We start from the raw sequence: 14750 nt of genomic DNA on the forward strand, positions 1-14750 counted from the left end.
TTGACTGATGAACTGAATTCCCAGTTCACGGCGGTATGGAATACCGTCGTCGCAGAGCTCAACGGTGACGACAACCAATATCTGTCGAGTTTTCCGCCGTTGACGCCGCAGCAGCGCGCCTGGCTCACTCTGGTCAAACCGCTCACCATGGCCGAGGGCTTCGCGCTCCTCTCCGTGCCCTCCAGCTTCGTCCAAAACGAGATCGAGCGACATCTGCGCGGTCCCATCGTCGAGGCACTTTCCCGACGGCTCGGCGAGAATGTCGAGCTCGGTGTGCGGATCGCGGCACCGGCTCCTGGCGAAGATTCTGACGTCGCCGGAGCCGCCCCCGAACTCGAGCTCGACGAGGTCGATGAGACCACCGAGGCGCTTGCCAGCGCACACGAATCGTGGCCTTCCTACTTCATCAATCGCCCGGGCGGCGCCGACAAGGCTGAGACCCCTGATACGAGTCTCAACGCGCGGTACACCTTCGAGTCGTTCGTCATCGGCGCTTCGAACCGGTTCTCTCATGCCGCAGCCGTCGCCGTATCCGAGGCGCCCGCGCGCGCCTACAACCCCCTGTTCATCTGGGGCGAGTCCGGCCTGGGCAAGACGCACCTGCTGCACGCCGCGGGGAACTATGCACAGCGTCTCTTCCCCGGTATGCGTGTCAAATACGTCTCCACCGAAGAGTTCACCAACGACTTCATCAATTCTTTGCGCGATGACCGCCGGGTCGCCTTCAAGCGCAGCTACCGCGACATCGACGTTCTCCTGGTCGACGACATTCAGTTCATCGAAGGCAAGGAAGGTATCCAGGAGGAGTTCTTCCACACCTTCAACACCTTGCACAACGCCAACAAACAGATCGTGATCTCCTCGGACCGCCCGCCGAAGGGCCTGGCCACTCTGGAAGATCGTCTGCGGACCCGCTTCGAGTGGGGCTTGATCACCGATGTCCAGCCGCCTGAGCTGGAGACCCGCATCGCCATCCTGCGTAAAAAAGCTCAGATGGATCGGCTCGACGTCCCCGACGACGTGCTGGAGCTCATCGCGAGTCGCATCGAGCGGAACATCCGTGAGCTTGAAGGTGCCCTGATCCGGGTAACCGCGTTCGCGTCACTGAACAAGTCCCCCATTGAGCTCTCGCTGGCCGAGATCGTGCTGCGCGACCTCATCCCGGATGCCAACTCCATCCAGATCAGTGCCGCCACCATCATGGCTGTCACGGCGGAGTACTTCGACACCACCGTCGAGGAGCTTCGTGGGCCCGGTAAGACGCGCGCGCTGGCACAAGCCCGTCAGATCGCCATGTACCTGTGCCGAGAGCTCACCGACCTCTCGCTGCCCAAGATCGGGCAGACGTTCGGCCGTGACCACACCACGGTCATGTACGCGGACAAGAAGGTGCGCGGCGAAATGGCGCAACGGCGTGAGGTTTTCGATCACGTCAAGGAGCTCACCGCCCGGATACGCCAACGTTCCCGTCACTGACGCACCCGTCCCCCACCCGGCCCGCGCGGCCGGGTTTTTTTGTGTCGCGACACCGCCACGCCGTCTCAACACACGGGAATTTCAAGACTTTTGGAGATTTTTCTCGACGATTTTTTGTCACCTCGTGGGGCTCACACGTCACATCCACAACATCGGCGGGTTGTGCACAGGACTGTGGACTGATGTTGACCGAACCGATGATCGCTTGGGGGTTGCTGAACGAACGACGCGGCGTCCACATCCACCGGCGCTCAGTCACATCCGAATCCACAAATTCCTGACAGCTCTGGCAGCGCGCTGTGGTGCGATAACAGTTGTCTGTCCACAGATTCCACAGCACCTACTAATACTGCTCAAATCTCTATCTATTCTTTCTCTCTAAAAGCAGCTGTGTGGATGGACGCGTCAACATGGCCCGTCCAACCGGTAACCCAGCGATGGACGACAGGGGTCTTACAAGAAACCGATCCGCTTTCCCGACGCGGCGAAAGCATCTACGGTTGTGCTTCGGAAGCCGCATGGCCTGACGGCTTCCCGCTCCGAGTGACAAGACCTGTGCACGGTGCCCCCGGTGATGCCGGATGGCGACCCGATGCGCTGTCAGCCTTGTCAGCCGGACGTGCCACGATGGCCATCACGGATTTTTGTGTGCAACCGTCCGACCTGGACATCGAGGAAGCGAAGGGTATTCATGGATCTCGCGAGCCCCACTGCCGCAGACACCAGCCTGAAGTTCAGGGTCGCGCGTGACGATTTCGCCGATTCGGTGGCGTGGGTTGCGCGCAGTCTGCCTTCCAGGCCGACGGTCCCGGTGTTGGCGGGCGTGCTGCTCACAGCGCACGACACGGGCTTGACCTTGTCCGGCTTTGATTACGAGGTTTCCGCGCAGGTGAAGGTTCCTGCCGAAGTGGCCGCGGCGGGCAGTGCGCTGGTTTCGGGCCGGCTGTTGTCGGATATCACCCGGTCATTGCCCAACAAGCCCGTCGATGTGGCGCTGGAGGGCACGCGCTTGCTGCTCAGCTGTGGAAGCGCGAAGTTCTCGCTACCCAGCATGCCAGTGGAGGACTATCCCGCCCTGCCGTCGTTGCCGGAGGAAACCGGTGCGCTGGGCGCCGATGTGTTTTCCGAAGCAATCGGTCAGGTCGCGGTCGCTGCCGGTAAGGACGACACGTTGCCCATGCTGACCGGTATTCGTGTCGAAATCAACGGTGACACAGTGGTTTTGGCCGCAACAGACCGGTTCCGCCTGGCGGTGCGCGAGCTCAAGTGGACCTCGGGATCCAGCGAAACCAACGCCGCGGTGTTGGTACCGGCCAAGACGTTGTCCGAAGCGGCGAAGTCCGCATCCAGTGGTTCGGATGTGCAGTTGGCACTGGGCGCGGGTTCGGCCATCGGTTCCGAAGGTCTGCTCGGCATCGTCAGCGACGGTAAGCGCAGCACGACACGTCTGCTCGATGCGGAATTCCCCAAGTTCCGCCAGCTGCTGCCGACCGAGCACACCGCGTTGGCAACGATTGCGATCTCGGAGCTGGTCGAGGCCATCAAACGTGTCGCGCTGGTGGCCGATCGTGGTGCCCAGATCCGTCTGGAGTTTGAACCGGGGTTGCTGCGCCTATCGGCTGGCGCCGACGACGTGGGTCGCGCGGAAGAAGAACTCGAGGTGGAGTTCGTCGGTGAGCCCCTCACGATCGCGTTCAACCCGACCTACCTGACCGACGGGCTGGGGTCGCTGCATTCGAATCGGGTGACCTTTGGATTCACCACTCCGAGCCGTCCGGCCGTGCTGCGTCCTGCGGATGACGATCAAAGCTCGCCGGAAGGCTCCGGGCCGTTTACGGCAGCGCAAACTGACTATGTCTATCTATTGATGCCGGTGCGCCTGCCCGGCTAGGGCGTGCGTTCCTATCGGCATACAGACGGGTCTTCGGAGGTTATAGGTCATGCAGCTGGGTTTGGTTGGTCTGGGCAAGATGGGTTTCAACATGCGCGACCGGCTGCGGGCCGGCGGGCATGAGGTCATCGGATACGACCCTCGTCCCGAGGTCACCGATGTGCCGTCGCTGAAAGGGTTGGCCGACGCGCTCGACGCGCCTCGGGTGGTGTGGGTGATGGTGCCTTCGGGTCCGATCACGCAGCAGACGATCGCTGATCTCGCGGCCGAATTGTCCGAGGGCGACCTGGTGATCGATGGCGGTAACTCGCGGTTCACTGAGGATCAGCCGAACGCGGATCTATTGGCTGCCAAGGGAATTGGATATATCGACGCGGGTGTTTCCGGTGGCGTGTGGGGCAAGGAAAATGGCTACGGGTTGATGGTCGGCGGCAGCGACGACGATGTGGCGCGGGCTATGCCGATCTTCGACACGCTGCGTCCCGAAGGCGATCGGGCCGATGGTTTCGTACACGCGGGCCCCGTGGGCGCCGGACATTACGCCAAGATGATCCACAACGGTATCGAGTATGGGCTCATGCATGCGTACGCCGAAGGCTATGAACTGCTGGCCGCGGAACCGCTGATCACCGATGTGCAGGCGGTACTGCAGGCCTGGACCAAGGGCACCGTGGTGCGGTCGTGGCTGTTGGACCTGCTGGCCAAGGCCCTCAAAGAAGACCCCGGCTTCGACGCGATCTCCGGGTACACCGAGGATTCCGGTGAGGGTCGCTGGACCGTCGAAGAGGCTATCAATCATCGGGTACCCGCCCCCGTTATCGCGGCGTCCCTTTTCGCGAGATTTGCTTCACGCCAAGAGGATTCGCCCGCGATGAAGGCGGTTTCGGCATTGCGCAATCAGTTCGGCGGCCACGCGGTTAAGCGCGTCGGCCTTTCCGGCTGAGGGAGGTGCGCGCGCCGAGGTGTACGTACGACAGCTGGGATTGCGTGACTTCCGGTCATGGGAGCGTGTCGACTTGGAGCTTGCACCCGGTCGGACCGTTTTCGTAGGTCCTAACGGCTACGGGAAGACGAATCTCGTTGAGGCTCTTTGGTATTCGTCAACCTTGGGGTCGCATCGGGTGGCCACCGATGCGCCCCTGATCCGGACCGGGGCCGAGCGCGCGGTGGTGTCGACGATTGTCGTCAATGACGGTCGTGAGCTGGGGATTGATCTGGAAATCGCCGCGGGCCGCGCGAACAAGGCGAGGATCAATCGTTCGCCAGTACGTAGCCCCCGGGAAGTCGTCGGGATTCTTCACGCGGTGCTCTTCGCGCCAGAAGATCTGTCGTTGGTGCGGGGCGACCCGTCTGATAGGCGCCGTTTCCTGGATGATCTGCTGATTCAACGCAGGCCGCGGATGGCCGGGGTACGTGCCGACTATGACAAGGTACTGCGGCAGCGGACGGCGCTACTCAAGACCGCCGGCGCGGCGTTACGGCAACGCAACGACCAGAGTGTGCTGGACACCTTGGATGTGTGGGATGGGCATCTGGTGGCCCACGGTGCCGAATTACTTTCCGCGCGTATCGAACTGGTCGGAGAGTTGCGCCCGCTGGTGGAAAAGTCGTATCAGCTGCTGGCCCCCGCGTCGCGGCCGGCGGATATCGCGTACCGCAGCAGTGTCGAGGGTGTGGAGGCCGAGCTGTCGGTTGAACGCCTTGCGGAGGCGCTGCACGCTGGGCTGGTGGCCAAACGGTCCGCGGAGATAGAACGTGGGGTCTGTTTGGTGGGCCCGCACCGCGATGACGTGGAATTGCGTCTTGGCGATGGCCCGGCGAAAGGGTTCGCGAGCCACGGCGAATCCTGGTCTTTCGCGTTGGCGCTGCGACTGGCGGCATTCGATCTGCTGCGGGCGGAGGGGACGGATCCCGTGTTAATGCTGGATGACGTTTTCGCCGAATTGGACGGCGCCAGACGGCGGTCACTGGCCACGGTTGCCGCCGATGCCGAACAGGTCTTGGTGACGGCGGCGGTCCCGGACGATGTGCCCGAGGAATTGTCGGCACGCACGGTTACCGTCGAGGTACAGGAAGATCCCGCGGGACGAAAGTCGGTGGCACATGAGTGAGGATGAGGCGTGGCCGCCGGAGCACTTGGCGGGGATGAAGGGTATGGACCTGGTGCGCCGGGTCTTGGAGGAAGCCCGTGGCGCGGCCAAGCAGCAAGGGAAAGACATTGGTCGTGGCGGCAGATCGCCGGAGCAGCGCCGACGTGTCGCTGGTGGCCGCCGTACCTGGTCGGGCCCGGGGCCGGATGCCCGTGATCCACAGTTGTTGGGAAGGGCGGCAGGGGATTTAGCGAAACGCCGTGGGTGGTCAGGGCGTGTTTCGGAAGGCGCGGTCTTCGGACGGTGGGAGGCCGTTGTCGGTGAGCAGATCGCCGCACATGCGACGCCGACGGCACTGAATGAGGGAGTGCTCACGGTCGCGGCCGAGTCGACGGCATGGGCGACACAGTTGCGGCTGGTGCAGGCTCAGCTGCTGGCGAAGATCGCGGCCGCCGTCGGCGACGGTGTGGTGACCAGTTTGAAGATCTCCGGTCCGACGGCGCCGTCGTGGCGCAAGGGACCACGGCATATCGCGGGACGCGGCCCGCGGGACACCTACGGCTGAGCGCTCATCGCCGCGTCGCGACGTGGAACACGCGTCTAGACCGTCATGACACAAGGTGATCCGAGATACGCGACGGACGGCGTAAATAGAGGGGACGAAACATGCCCTGAAACTAGGTGCCGTCGGTGCAGACCAGTAGGATGGTCATAAGACGGATCGCTGGGTCCCTGTAGTTGAGCAGGCCCGCCGGAGTCGTTACTTCCAGACAGGAGACAAAGTCGATCGTGGCTGCCCAGAAGAAGAGTGCCAAGAGCGAATACAGTGCCGACTCGATCACCATCCTAGAGGGGCTTGAGGCGGTCCGGAAGCGCCCCGGTATGTACATCGGGTCCACCGGTGAGCGCGGTTTGCACCATCTGATCTGGGAAGTTGTCGACAACTCCGTCGATGAGGCGATGGCTGGCTACGCCACCACCGTCGAGGTAACGATGCTGGCCGACGGCGGTATCCAGGTCAAGGACGACGGCCGCGGTATCCCGGTGGCCATGCACGCCTCCGGCATACCGACCGTCGACGTCGTCATGACGCAGCTGCATGCCGGTGGCAAGTTCGACTCGGATTCCTACGCGGTCTCCGGTGGTCTGCACGGCGTGGGTATCTCGGTGGTTAACGCCCTTTCCACAAAGGTCGAGTTGGAGATCCTGCGGGATGGCCATGAGTGGAATCAGGTGTACACGGCGTCCGTGCCGGGGACCCTGCAGCAGGGTGGCGCCACGAAGAAGACGGGCACCACCGTCCGCTTTTGGGCAGATCCGGAGATCTTCGAGACCACCACCTATGACTTTGAGACGGTGGCGCGGCGTCTTCAGGAGCAGGCGTTCCTGAACAAGGGCTTGACCATCAAACTCACCGATGAGCGGGTGAGCGATTCGGACGTGACGGATGAGGTAGTTCGCGATACGGCCGAGGCGCCCAAGACCGCTGAGGAACAGGCCGCGGAATCGGCTGCCCCGCATAAGGTTAAGAATCGCGTGTTCCACTACCCGGACGGCCTGGTCGACTTCGTCAAGCACATCAACCGCACCAAGTCCGCCATCCACACCACGATCGTCGACTTCTCCGGCAAGGGTGAAGGCCACGAGGTGGAGATCGCGATGCAGTGGAACGCCGGCTACTCCGAATCGGTGCACACCTTCGCCAACACCATCAACACCCATGAGGGCGGAACGCACGAGGAAGGTTTCCGTGCGGCGCTGACTTCGGTGGTGAACAAGTACGCCAAGGAGAAGAAGCTTCTCAAGGAGAAAGACTCGAACCTGACCGGCGACGATATCCGCGAGGGTCTGGCCGCGGTCATCTCGGTGAAGGTTGGCGAGCCGCAGTTCGAGGGGCAGACCAAGACCAAACTCGGTAATACCGAAGTGAAGTCGTTTGTGCAGAAGGTATGCAACGAGCAGCTGCAGCACTGGTTCGACTCGAACCCGGCCGATGCTAAAACTGTTGTCAACAAAGCAGTTTCATCGGCACAGGCACGTATCGCCGCGCGTAAGGCGCGCGAGCTCGTGCGCCGCAAGAGCGCCACCGATATCGGTGGTCTGCCGGGCAAGCTGGCCGACTGCCGTTCGACGGACCCGTCGAAGTCCGAACTGTATGTGGTGGAGGGCGACTCGGCCGGTGGTTCGGCCAAGAGCGGTCGCGACTCGATGTTCCAGGCGATCCTGCCGCTGCGAGGCAAGATCATCAACGTCGAAAAGGCCCGTATCGACCGGGTTTTGAAGAACACCGAAGTCCAGGCGATCATCACCGCGCTGGGTACCGGTATCCATGACGAGTTCGACATCGCCAAGCTGCGGTATCACAAGATCGTGCTGATGGCCGACGCTGACGTTGACGGCCAACACATTTCGACCCTGTTGCTCACGCTGCTGTTCCGGTTCATGCGCCCGTTGGTGGAGCACGGCCACATCTTCTTGGCGCAGCCGCCGCTGTACAAGCTCAAGTGGCAGCGCAGCCAGCCGGAGTTCGCATACTCCGACCGTGAGCGCGACGGGCTGATGGAGGCCGGGCTCAAGGCGGGCAAGAAGATCAACAAGGATGACGGCATCCAGCGCTACAAGGGTCTTGGTGAGATGGATGCCAAGGAACTGTGGGAGACCACGATGGATCCGTCGGTGCGTGTGCTGCGCCAGGTGACTCTCGATGATGCCGCTGCCGCCGATGAACTGTTCTCGATTTTGATGGGCGAGGACGTCGAGGCACGCCGTAGCTTCATCACCCGGAATGCCAGGGACGTGCGCTTCCTCGACGTGTAGCGGCTAGTTGGTTATTGAATCTTCAACTGAACTAAAGATTCATTCGTCGGCTGTGGAACCGATTCCGGCGCTGTCCCGTCCTACATACAGGTAGGAGAACAGGAGGGGATTGTTTGCATGGCCGAGAAGTTCAGCGTTGACACAAACGAGCTCGCTGGTCTGGGTGCGGGAACCGAGGACCTTGCTGCGTATGTAGGCAAGGTAGAAGCGTTCGTAAATGCCGAAGCCGGACCGAAGGACGGCTGGAACGGGCTTATGTCGCAGATTAAGGCGCCGTTCGAAGGTATGAGGACGGCAACCGCTAACCGTTACAACCAGCGTCAAACGGTGATGTATATGACGGGCAACGAGCTCATCTCGTTAGCCAATCTCTACCGCGATCAGGAGCAACGGCGAAGTGAACGCATCCGCCAGGTGTCTGATACCCCGGTTACCGCGCACGACTCTTTTCAGCAAGGTGATGCCACTACTGCGGCTGCGCACTACACCTCGGACGGTCAACCAGATCTGACTCCACCGGCTCATGAGGAAGCCGACGTTGTTGGGATCGTGCGTGAGGCGGCCTCATGGGTTGCAGATGCTGATGACGCCATCAAATGGGGAACCGGATGGAGCCCCATCAACGACACCTTCAATAAATTGGTAGGCAACTGGGCCGAACTAACGCGAATTGGCAACGCTTACTCGAAGGCGGGGGAAGGCATAGCTGGAGCTGGTGAGGATTTCCAGACCATGGCCAACCGGGTGAAGTCGCATTGGGATGGTGATGCTGCCAAGGGATTTGATGGATGGGCGCCTAAGCTCGCGAAGGCCTTCCAGGCCGAGAAACCACTGACCAAGGTGGTCAAGGACTGCCTGGATCTGCTGGTCGCAGAGATCAAGAAGTTGATCAAAAAGATCGTCGAGCTGATCAAGAAGAAGCTCGAAGAACATGTGCAGATCAAAAGTTGGTCGGGCGCACTGAAGGCCCTCGCGCGCCGAGTTCCCTTCGCAGGCAATGCATATGAGGCAGGCGAAGTCATCAAGATGCTGTACGACGTCTACAACGAAGCGCAGAAGCTTGTGGAGGAAGTGCAGAAAGCTGTGGACCTCGTCAAATCAGTGGTGGACTTCTTCTCAAACCCAGTAGATTTCTTGAAGGACGCGGGTGAGAAGAAATTGAAAGAAAAGTTGGACGAAGCCGAGAAGAAGGCCGGCGGCGGTGGTAGCGATGAGTTCAGGCAACTCAAGAAAGACTTGCCCGCTGCGTTTGGCGGAGCGTTCGATGTAGCCCAGACACCGGGCGGCGCCTACTCCGGTGGCAAGGACGGGCATCCGTGGGCGGACGCACAATGACAGAAGACGATCTGCTGCAAGACGGGATTTCCGCGTTGTACAGCAAGGTAATTGATGGAATCGAAGAGATGGAACTCGCGCTGCATGCCGCCGACGAGTTCATAGAAACTCCTTTCCATCAGGTCGAAGACGAGACCAGTATGCCGCCGCAGCCGCGCACGCTCTCAGATCTCGAAGAGGACGATGTGTACCAGTTCAAGCGCTTCGGCCCGAAATGAAGGAACGCAACTTGAAAAGCACAGTGCTAGCCAGTGGGTTCGCAGTAGTACTCGGGCTTGCCCTCGCCGGGTGTCATCAGCAGCCAGCCGAAACGGCGGCGCCAAGCGCCAAGTCCGAGACGGCCACGGGTACCGCAGCACCGACTTCGTCGATGGTTGACGCTCCGCCGCGGGGGGCATTCACACCGTTCACCCCAGAAACGAAGCCGTGCACCCTCGTCCTCCCAGACTCGCTGAGCAACCAGGGTGCCACGCCGATCAAGGAAAGCGACATATCCACCCGTGAGACCGCAATCCAGGAGTGCAACTACGAGGAATCGGGATATTCAAACGTCCTTGACATCAAGTTGTCCAAAAATCCTGACGCGGCAAGCAATTTCAAAGATTTCAATCTACGTGTCATCAAGGCAGAAGGCGCGGATATCTATGTGGGGGTGGATGAACCGGCGAAATGCTCGGCCTCGCTCCTAGGACCAGATAACAACATTGTGCAGCTGGAGTTCACGCCTACCTCGGCGGCGGTATCGGCGGCCGCACTACCGACCGGACAAACGTGGTGCGACTTCTCCGCGCCAATCATCGCAGAGGCCAACAAGAAGCTGGGGTGGACCAAGTAGCAATGACTACTTTGGGGTGACTCGGTGGCCCGTTCGATGAGAGTTCGGTAAAGCGACTGAGGATGTTTTCTCGACGAGGGGATGTTGCGGCATGAGGCAGTTCAGTCGCTCACGGCCTCAAATGACGTGCGCTTCTTCAACGTGTGTGGGCGGGCAGCCGCAGGTGTGATTATTGCAGATTCAACTATTTGCAAAATTCCTGTGCTCTGAGGGGAACCAAACGGCCAGCATCCGCCTCGTATCTCTGTAGATAGGGACGCTGGAAGAGGGAGGGAACGTGACGGGACCTGTCAGTGTGGTTGTGGACGATCGCAATCTGCCAACCGATGTTCAGATCAGCCAAGGACTCCGTGCGGAGGACTACGAGCGCCAGTTTGCGAAGGGATACGGTGAGGCGCTGAAGAAGCGGATTGAGGTGCGAATAGAAAGCGGAGACAAAGGTGTATCAACCGTTCCGTCGCGCCGGAACAGCGTGCTCGAGTTTTTAACGGCCCGTTCTTGGGACGAATATATGGACCTGCTGTCTGAATCGTTCGGACGTACTTTTCGAGCAGAGAGTAAGCAGCGCGACGAAGCCGGCAGACCGGGAGTGGTTCTCCTCGCGGATGGATCTGCACTAACCAAACTGGATGTTTCTATTAGTTGGGCTAAGCAGGTCGGGCCGGGTGTTGTCGCCCATGCGATCGTGGAGTGTGCCGACGAAATCCGGAACGCGAAGAATTCCAAAAAATTCAACAGAGATGACGGACAACTATCCGATGAACAATTGGAAGAAATGCTTCGCACCCATCTTCCGTCGCTACTCGCAGAAAGTTAGGTGAGAACGATGCCCAACCCAGATGCCGGCCGGATCAGCGTGTCGTTAGACAGCATGCAGAAGGTTGCACAAACTTGGTACAACATGGCGACTTCAATGGATGGTGCCGCCAGTAAAGCGGCAGCACTTAAGGATATTTCGCGCTTAGAGGCAGGCCCATTCCAGTATTCCCACCAAGCCTACATTAATTGCGCAACGTATTGGTGGACCCGCATGTGCGAGGCCCATACTGAATTCGACGCAATTGGAGACACCCTCGCCGCAGTTGCCGCGACATACAAGCGCGAAGAAGACGAGGGTGTCCACAGATTCAAGAATCTCTACTAGGAGCAGCGGTGGCAGATAAAGCGGCGTTAGAAAAAGCGATTGGCGACTTCGAGAAAGTACGGGACGGAGCCAATGAGGCCATCGGTAGTAAGCAGCATGTAAAGGATGAGATTCAGCATTGGTGCGAACAGGCTGACCGTTTCAGTTTCATGCTCGACATCGACGATCTCTGGGGTAATCGCGACAAAATGATGGAGCAAGCAGAAAAAGTCTGGGACAAGCTTGTCGAGGCGAGCGAAGGGATTGCAGCACCATTTACCTACTTGGGGCACGCAAGTGACTGGGATCCCGAACTTGCCGGCATCATCACCCCCATTGTCACCACCGGTACGGGCGCTGATACCAATCTCAGTGTCGATTGGCAGGGGCTGGGAGCCGATTCGTATGCGATCGCCAGAGAAGATCAAAAGACGGCACTGGCGAACATCAAATCGGTATCTAAACTGATTGCGGCTGAACTTAATTCGATGGCGGACCGCGGATGGAAACTGTACACAGATTTATTCAACAAAATAACAGATTTCATGGCGAAGTTTTACGATGAGATTGGTAAGTTTGGTAATCCGTTCAGGCTAATTGATGCGATTCCTTCGGCAGTCACCATAATAACAAATGGTGCACTGGCCTTGCGGGATATATTGGAGTCCTACGTTGAATTCTTTCGAGGTGAGTACAAATCGCGGCAAAACTTCAAATCTTTGGAGAAGACGGTCGAGGGCTTCGAAAAGGTGGGGCAACCAGCCCAGTGGCCGGTGTCGGCAAAGGATAGGTATAAGGACGGTTCGGTGAAGGGCGGCCATAACGATTGGTCAGTCAAACCGGGAGTGATTACCAATTCGTAGCTGCGTAGGCCCGGCAATCTATGAGAGGTTATGCTGAATGTCATCGCGTGTGAGAAACCGTTGCGTCTTGTCCGGTGTGTCCGCTGCGGTCGCCGTGCTCTTAGCCGCATGTCCGGCACCTAGCCCTAATTCGAACCCAGGATTGACGACACCGTCCTCGAGTACCTCAACCCGGCCGATTTCTGCTGCGCCCGAAGCCGCAAGTATTCCGGTCTTGCAGGTTTGTGACGACATCTTGAAGTCCCTGATGATGACATGGCCCGGTACAAAGGGTGGCGAACCCAGGATCAATGGCGAGAGTCGGCCCTCGAAATTCAACGCAGACCTCAAGCTGGCGTACTGCTTGTTCGATGTCTCCGACCCGACCTTTGCGGGGCACCCTCACGAGGATAATAACAAGAGGCAGTTTGTCGCTGAATACAGGATTGATACAGCGGAATCGTCGATATCGAACTACCCGCAGGACCGGCGCATGTTTGTGGATGCAGAGGGCTTCAAGGTGCTCGTCGGATTCGGTCAACAAGACTGGACTGTGGCCAACGAACTGTTTTTAGAAGTCAAGCTCGATGCGTGGCGTGGGACGCTCAGACTTCCGACACGTTCTGAATGGGTGGCGGGACAGGCCACGACTATCGACGAGTTGCGGCAGGCGGCAGACGCCCTGGTGACGGTGACAAAACGGTCGATAGCGGCCATTAACTAGGGGACTTGTCTTGAAGGCGGGCGGTCACCACACGCCAGGCACCAGGCGGTACCGGACCCTCGCCGCATATTCGGGATAGCCGTCAAGCTCCTGGGTGAGTAGCCGCTCCTCCCCCACCGCTCGAAACCCAAGCGCCACAATGGTTACCGCTGATCCAATCAACCCATACCACGAGTCGAGCAGTAGCGGCATGCCGATCAAGAACGGGATGGCTCCCGCGTACATCGGATGCCGCACATACGCGTAGGGCCCAGTGTCCGCGATCGAATGTCCGCGGTCGGCTTGTACTTTCACGACCGGCGCCGCGAAGCTATTGGCGCGGAACACAGACACCATGGATAGCAGCGACACCGCGATCAGCACCGCGCCGGCAGCCTGGACCCAGATAGGAACGCTCGACCAGCCCCAGCGGCGGTCGAATCCGGGCAGCGCGAACCAAAGTGGCATTCCGATGATCGCGAAGATCATGAACACCTTGTCCCAGCCTGTTTGGGTGGCCTGACGAGGTGATCCGAGTCGTTCGGCTAGTAGCGCGGGATTCTCGTTCAACAACCAAAGGTGCACACCGAGGTTGAGAACGGTCACCTCGATGCCCAGGATCCACAACTGGGGCCAATGCCATGTGCCGGCGGCGAGGATCAGCAATCCACCCAGCGCGATAGTCGAGACAACATTGGTGACGAGCAGCTTGACCAGTAGCCGCGATTTCGACGGAATGGTCTTAGTCATGGGTTGACGCTACTGCTCGGTGAGCCTCTGCAATAGCAATCGGGAATCATCAACGCCCAGCTCGATACCGAAGATTTCTCGGAGCGTGACCAGCACTTCCTCGGGGCTCAGCCGCTGGGTATCTCGCCCCACGCCGGGCCGGATGTCGTGGAGCTCGCGGTGATCCAGGATGTACGCATGATCGGGTGCGATTTTCTGTACGAAAACCCTTGTACTGAAGGGTGAATGGGGACTCGAGGCGACGAAGTAACTCGCGGCGCGATAGTCGATCGGGTACTGCGGTTCAAGCACGAAGGTGTATCTGCTCATCCACCCTGGCTGCGTCCCGTCCCCGGCGGCCTCGGACAGGGTCCAGCCGTCGGCTCTGGGTGTGACCTCGCCGCGCAGCAGTTGGTACGTCCACGATCCGTCGTTGATGGTGTCCTCGTCGACGATGCGGATTGGGGCAAGCGGGCTGGTCCCGAATCCGACATCGCAGAGCCACTGTTGTCCGTCCAGCCGGACCACGAGCATGCCGTGCGTCGCCGGCCGAATGGTGGTGGCGCCCATCTGCACGCGCCCTTGAATTCCGAAGAAGTCGAAGCCGAGGCGTTCTAGAACGGCGGCGAACAGGGCGACATGTTCATAGCAGTAGCCGCCGCGGGGCTCGCGCAGCAGCTTGGCCTGAACCGCCGGGATATCCAATGCGACGTGCTTGTGCAGCACCGCATCGAGGTTCTCCCACTTGATATTCAGGACGTGCCCACGCTGCAGACGCCGCAAGGTGTCCAGGGACGGCGACCGATCGCCGTCGAAACCGATGAAGGCCAGATATTCGCCGAGTTTGAGCTCATCGCCGTTCCACATGGTGTGGACAACGTACTAGCAGCGCTGAGTATCGATGTAGTG

The 14750-nt window shown here is 59.8% G+C and carries 15 protein-coding genes and 1 pseudogene; 13 read left to right on the forward strand and 3 right to left on the reverse strand.

Going from position 1 to position 14750, the window contains the following annotated elements:
- Window positions 1-1476, forward strand: a complete 1476-nt coding sequence (dnaA, locus tag ABG82_RS00005; protein ID WP_043079329.1) for a chromosomal replication initiator protein DnaA — start codon at window positions 1-3, stop codon at window positions 1474-1476.
- A 79-nt stretch (window positions 1477-1555) separates the two neighbouring features.
- Here the strand turns inward: dnaA and ABG82_RS28795 are convergent.
- Window positions 1556-1747 (reverse strand): annotated as a pseudogene (locus ABG82_RS28795) (hypothetical protein); the annotation flags it as partial.
- A 420-nt stretch (window positions 1748-2167) separates the two neighbouring features.
- Here ABG82_RS28795 and dnaN point away from each other — a divergent pair.
- From dnaN to ABG82_RS00065, 12 genes are all read left to right on the forward strand, one after another.
- Window positions 2168-3367 (forward strand): DNA polymerase III subunit beta, encoded by a 1200-nt coding sequence (gene dnaN / locus ABG82_RS00010; protein WP_043079330.1) that lies wholly within the window; start codon window positions 2168-2170, stop codon window positions 3365-3367.
- Between the two features lie 49 nt (window positions 3368-3416).
- Window positions 3417-4310, forward strand: a complete 894-nt coding sequence (gene gnd, locus ABG82_RS00015; protein ID WP_043079331.1) for a phosphogluconate dehydrogenase (NAD(+)-dependent, decarboxylating) — start codon at window positions 3417-3419, stop codon at window positions 4308-4310.
- Window positions 4311-4329: 19 nt separating this feature from the next.
- Window positions 4330-5478, forward strand: coding sequence for a DNA replication/repair protein RecF (gene recF / locus ABG82_RS00020; protein WP_043079332.1), 1149 nt, complete (start codon window positions 4330-4332; stop codon window positions 5476-5478).
- Entirely contained in the window at window positions 5471-6022 is a 552-nt protein-coding gene (locus ABG82_RS00025) for a DUF721 family protein (RefSeq protein WP_043079333.1), read from the forward strand. The genes recF and ABG82_RS00025 overlap by 8 nt, the downstream gene beginning before the upstream one ends.
- Before the next feature lie 224 nt (window positions 6023-6246).
- Window positions 6247-8274 (forward strand): DNA topoisomerase (ATP-hydrolyzing) subunit B, encoded by a 2028-nt coding sequence (gene gyrB / locus ABG82_RS00030; RefSeq protein ID WP_043079334.1) that lies wholly within the window; start codon window positions 6247-6249, stop codon window positions 8272-8274.
- Window positions 8275-8391: 117 nt separating this feature from the next.
- A complete protein-coding gene (locus ABG82_RS00035) occupies window positions 8392-9609 on the forward strand; it encodes a hypothetical protein (protein ID WP_043079335.1) in 1218 nt (405 codons plus the stop codon).
- Complete coding sequence (locus ABG82_RS00040) at window positions 9606-9827, forward strand: hypothetical protein (RefSeq protein WP_043079336.1); 222 nt, start codon at window positions 9606-9608, stop codon at window positions 9825-9827. The genes ABG82_RS00035 and ABG82_RS00040 overlap by 4 nt, the downstream gene beginning before the upstream one ends.
- A 272-nt stretch (window positions 9828-10099) precedes the next feature.
- Entirely contained in the window at window positions 10100-10444 is a 345-nt protein-coding gene (locus ABG82_RS29195; RefSeq protein ID WP_043079377.1) for a hypothetical protein, read from the forward strand.
- Window positions 10445-10721: 277 nt separating this feature from the next.
- On the forward strand, window positions 10722-11261 hold the full coding sequence (locus ABG82_RS00050; protein WP_078343404.1) for a hypothetical protein: 540 nt from the start codon (window positions 10722-10724) through the stop codon (window positions 11259-11261).
- Between the two features lie 9 nt (window positions 11262-11270).
- Complete coding sequence (locus ABG82_RS00055; RefSeq protein ID WP_054416676.1) at window positions 11271-11588, forward strand: hypothetical protein; 318 nt, start codon at window positions 11271-11273, stop codon at window positions 11586-11588.
- 8 nt (window positions 11589-11596) lie between these two features.
- A complete protein-coding gene (locus ABG82_RS00060; protein ID WP_043079365.1) occupies window positions 11597-12430 on the forward strand; it encodes a hypothetical protein in 834 nt (277 codons plus the stop codon).
- Window positions 12431-12677: 247 nt separating this feature from the next.
- The gene (locus ABG82_RS00065; RefSeq protein ID WP_054416674.1) at window positions 12678-13133 is read left to right on the forward strand and encodes a hypothetical protein; all 456 of its coding nucleotides are present in this window, start codon (window positions 12678-12680) and stop codon (window positions 13131-13133) included.
- A 24-nt stretch (window positions 13134-13157) separates the two neighbouring features.
- Here the strand turns inward: ABG82_RS00065 and ABG82_RS00070 are convergent, their stop codons facing one another.
- A complete protein-coding gene (locus ABG82_RS00070) occupies window positions 13158-13862 on the reverse strand; it encodes a methyltransferase family protein (RefSeq protein WP_043079367.1) in 705 nt (234 codons plus the stop codon).
- A gap of 9 nt (window positions 13863-13871) precedes the next feature.
- Window positions 13872-14708 carry an arylamine N-acetyltransferase family protein gene (locus ABG82_RS00075; protein WP_043079368.1) on the reverse strand — a complete coding sequence of 279 codons (837 nt, stop codon included), beginning with the start codon at window positions 14706-14708 and terminating at the stop codon, window positions 13872-13874.
- Window positions 14709-14750 lie beyond the last annotated feature (42 nt).

It is taken from the genome of Mycobacteroides immunogenum, assembly GCF_001605725.1.
GTDB lineage: Bacteria > Actinomycetota > Actinomycetes > Mycobacteriales > Mycobacteriaceae > Mycobacterium > Mycobacterium immunogenum.

Bases quoted from the DNA above. Each gene is read 5' to 3' on its own strand.
- dnaN (WP_043079330.1), top strand. From the start codon at position 2,168: ATGGATCTCGCGAGCCCCACTGCCGCAGACACCAGCCTGAAGTTCAGG.
- gnd (WP_043079331.1), top strand. From the start codon at position 3,417: ATGCAGCTGGGTTTGGTTGGTCTGGGCAAGATGGGTTTCAACATGCGC.
- ABG82_RS00025 (WP_043079333.1), top strand. From the start codon at position 5,471: ATGAGTGAGGATGAGGCGTGGCCGCCGGAGCACTTGGCGGGGATGAAG.
- ABG82_RS00035 (WP_043079335.1), top strand. From the start codon at position 8,392: ATGGCCGAGAAGTTCAGCGTTGACACAAACGAGCTCGCTGGTCTGGGT.
- ABG82_RS00040 (WP_043079336.1), top strand. From the start codon at position 9,606: ATGACAGAAGACGATCTGCTGCAAGACGGGATTTCCGCGTTGTACAGC.
- ABG82_RS00055 (WP_054416676.1), top strand. From the start codon at position 11,271: ATGCCCAACCCAGATGCCGGCCGGATCAGCGTGTCGTTAGACAGCATG.
- ABG82_RS00065 (WP_054416674.1), top strand. From the start codon at position 12,678: ATGATGACATGGCCCGGTACAAAGGGTGGCGAACCCAGGATCAATGGC.
- ABG82_RS00070 (WP_043079367.1), bottom strand. From the start codon at position 13,862: ATGACTAAGACCATTCCGTCGAAATCGCGGCTACTGGTCAAGCTGCTC.
- ABG82_RS00075 (WP_043079368.1), bottom strand. From the start codon at position 14,708: ATGTGGAACGGCGATGAGCTCAAACTCGGCGAATATCTGGCCTTCATC.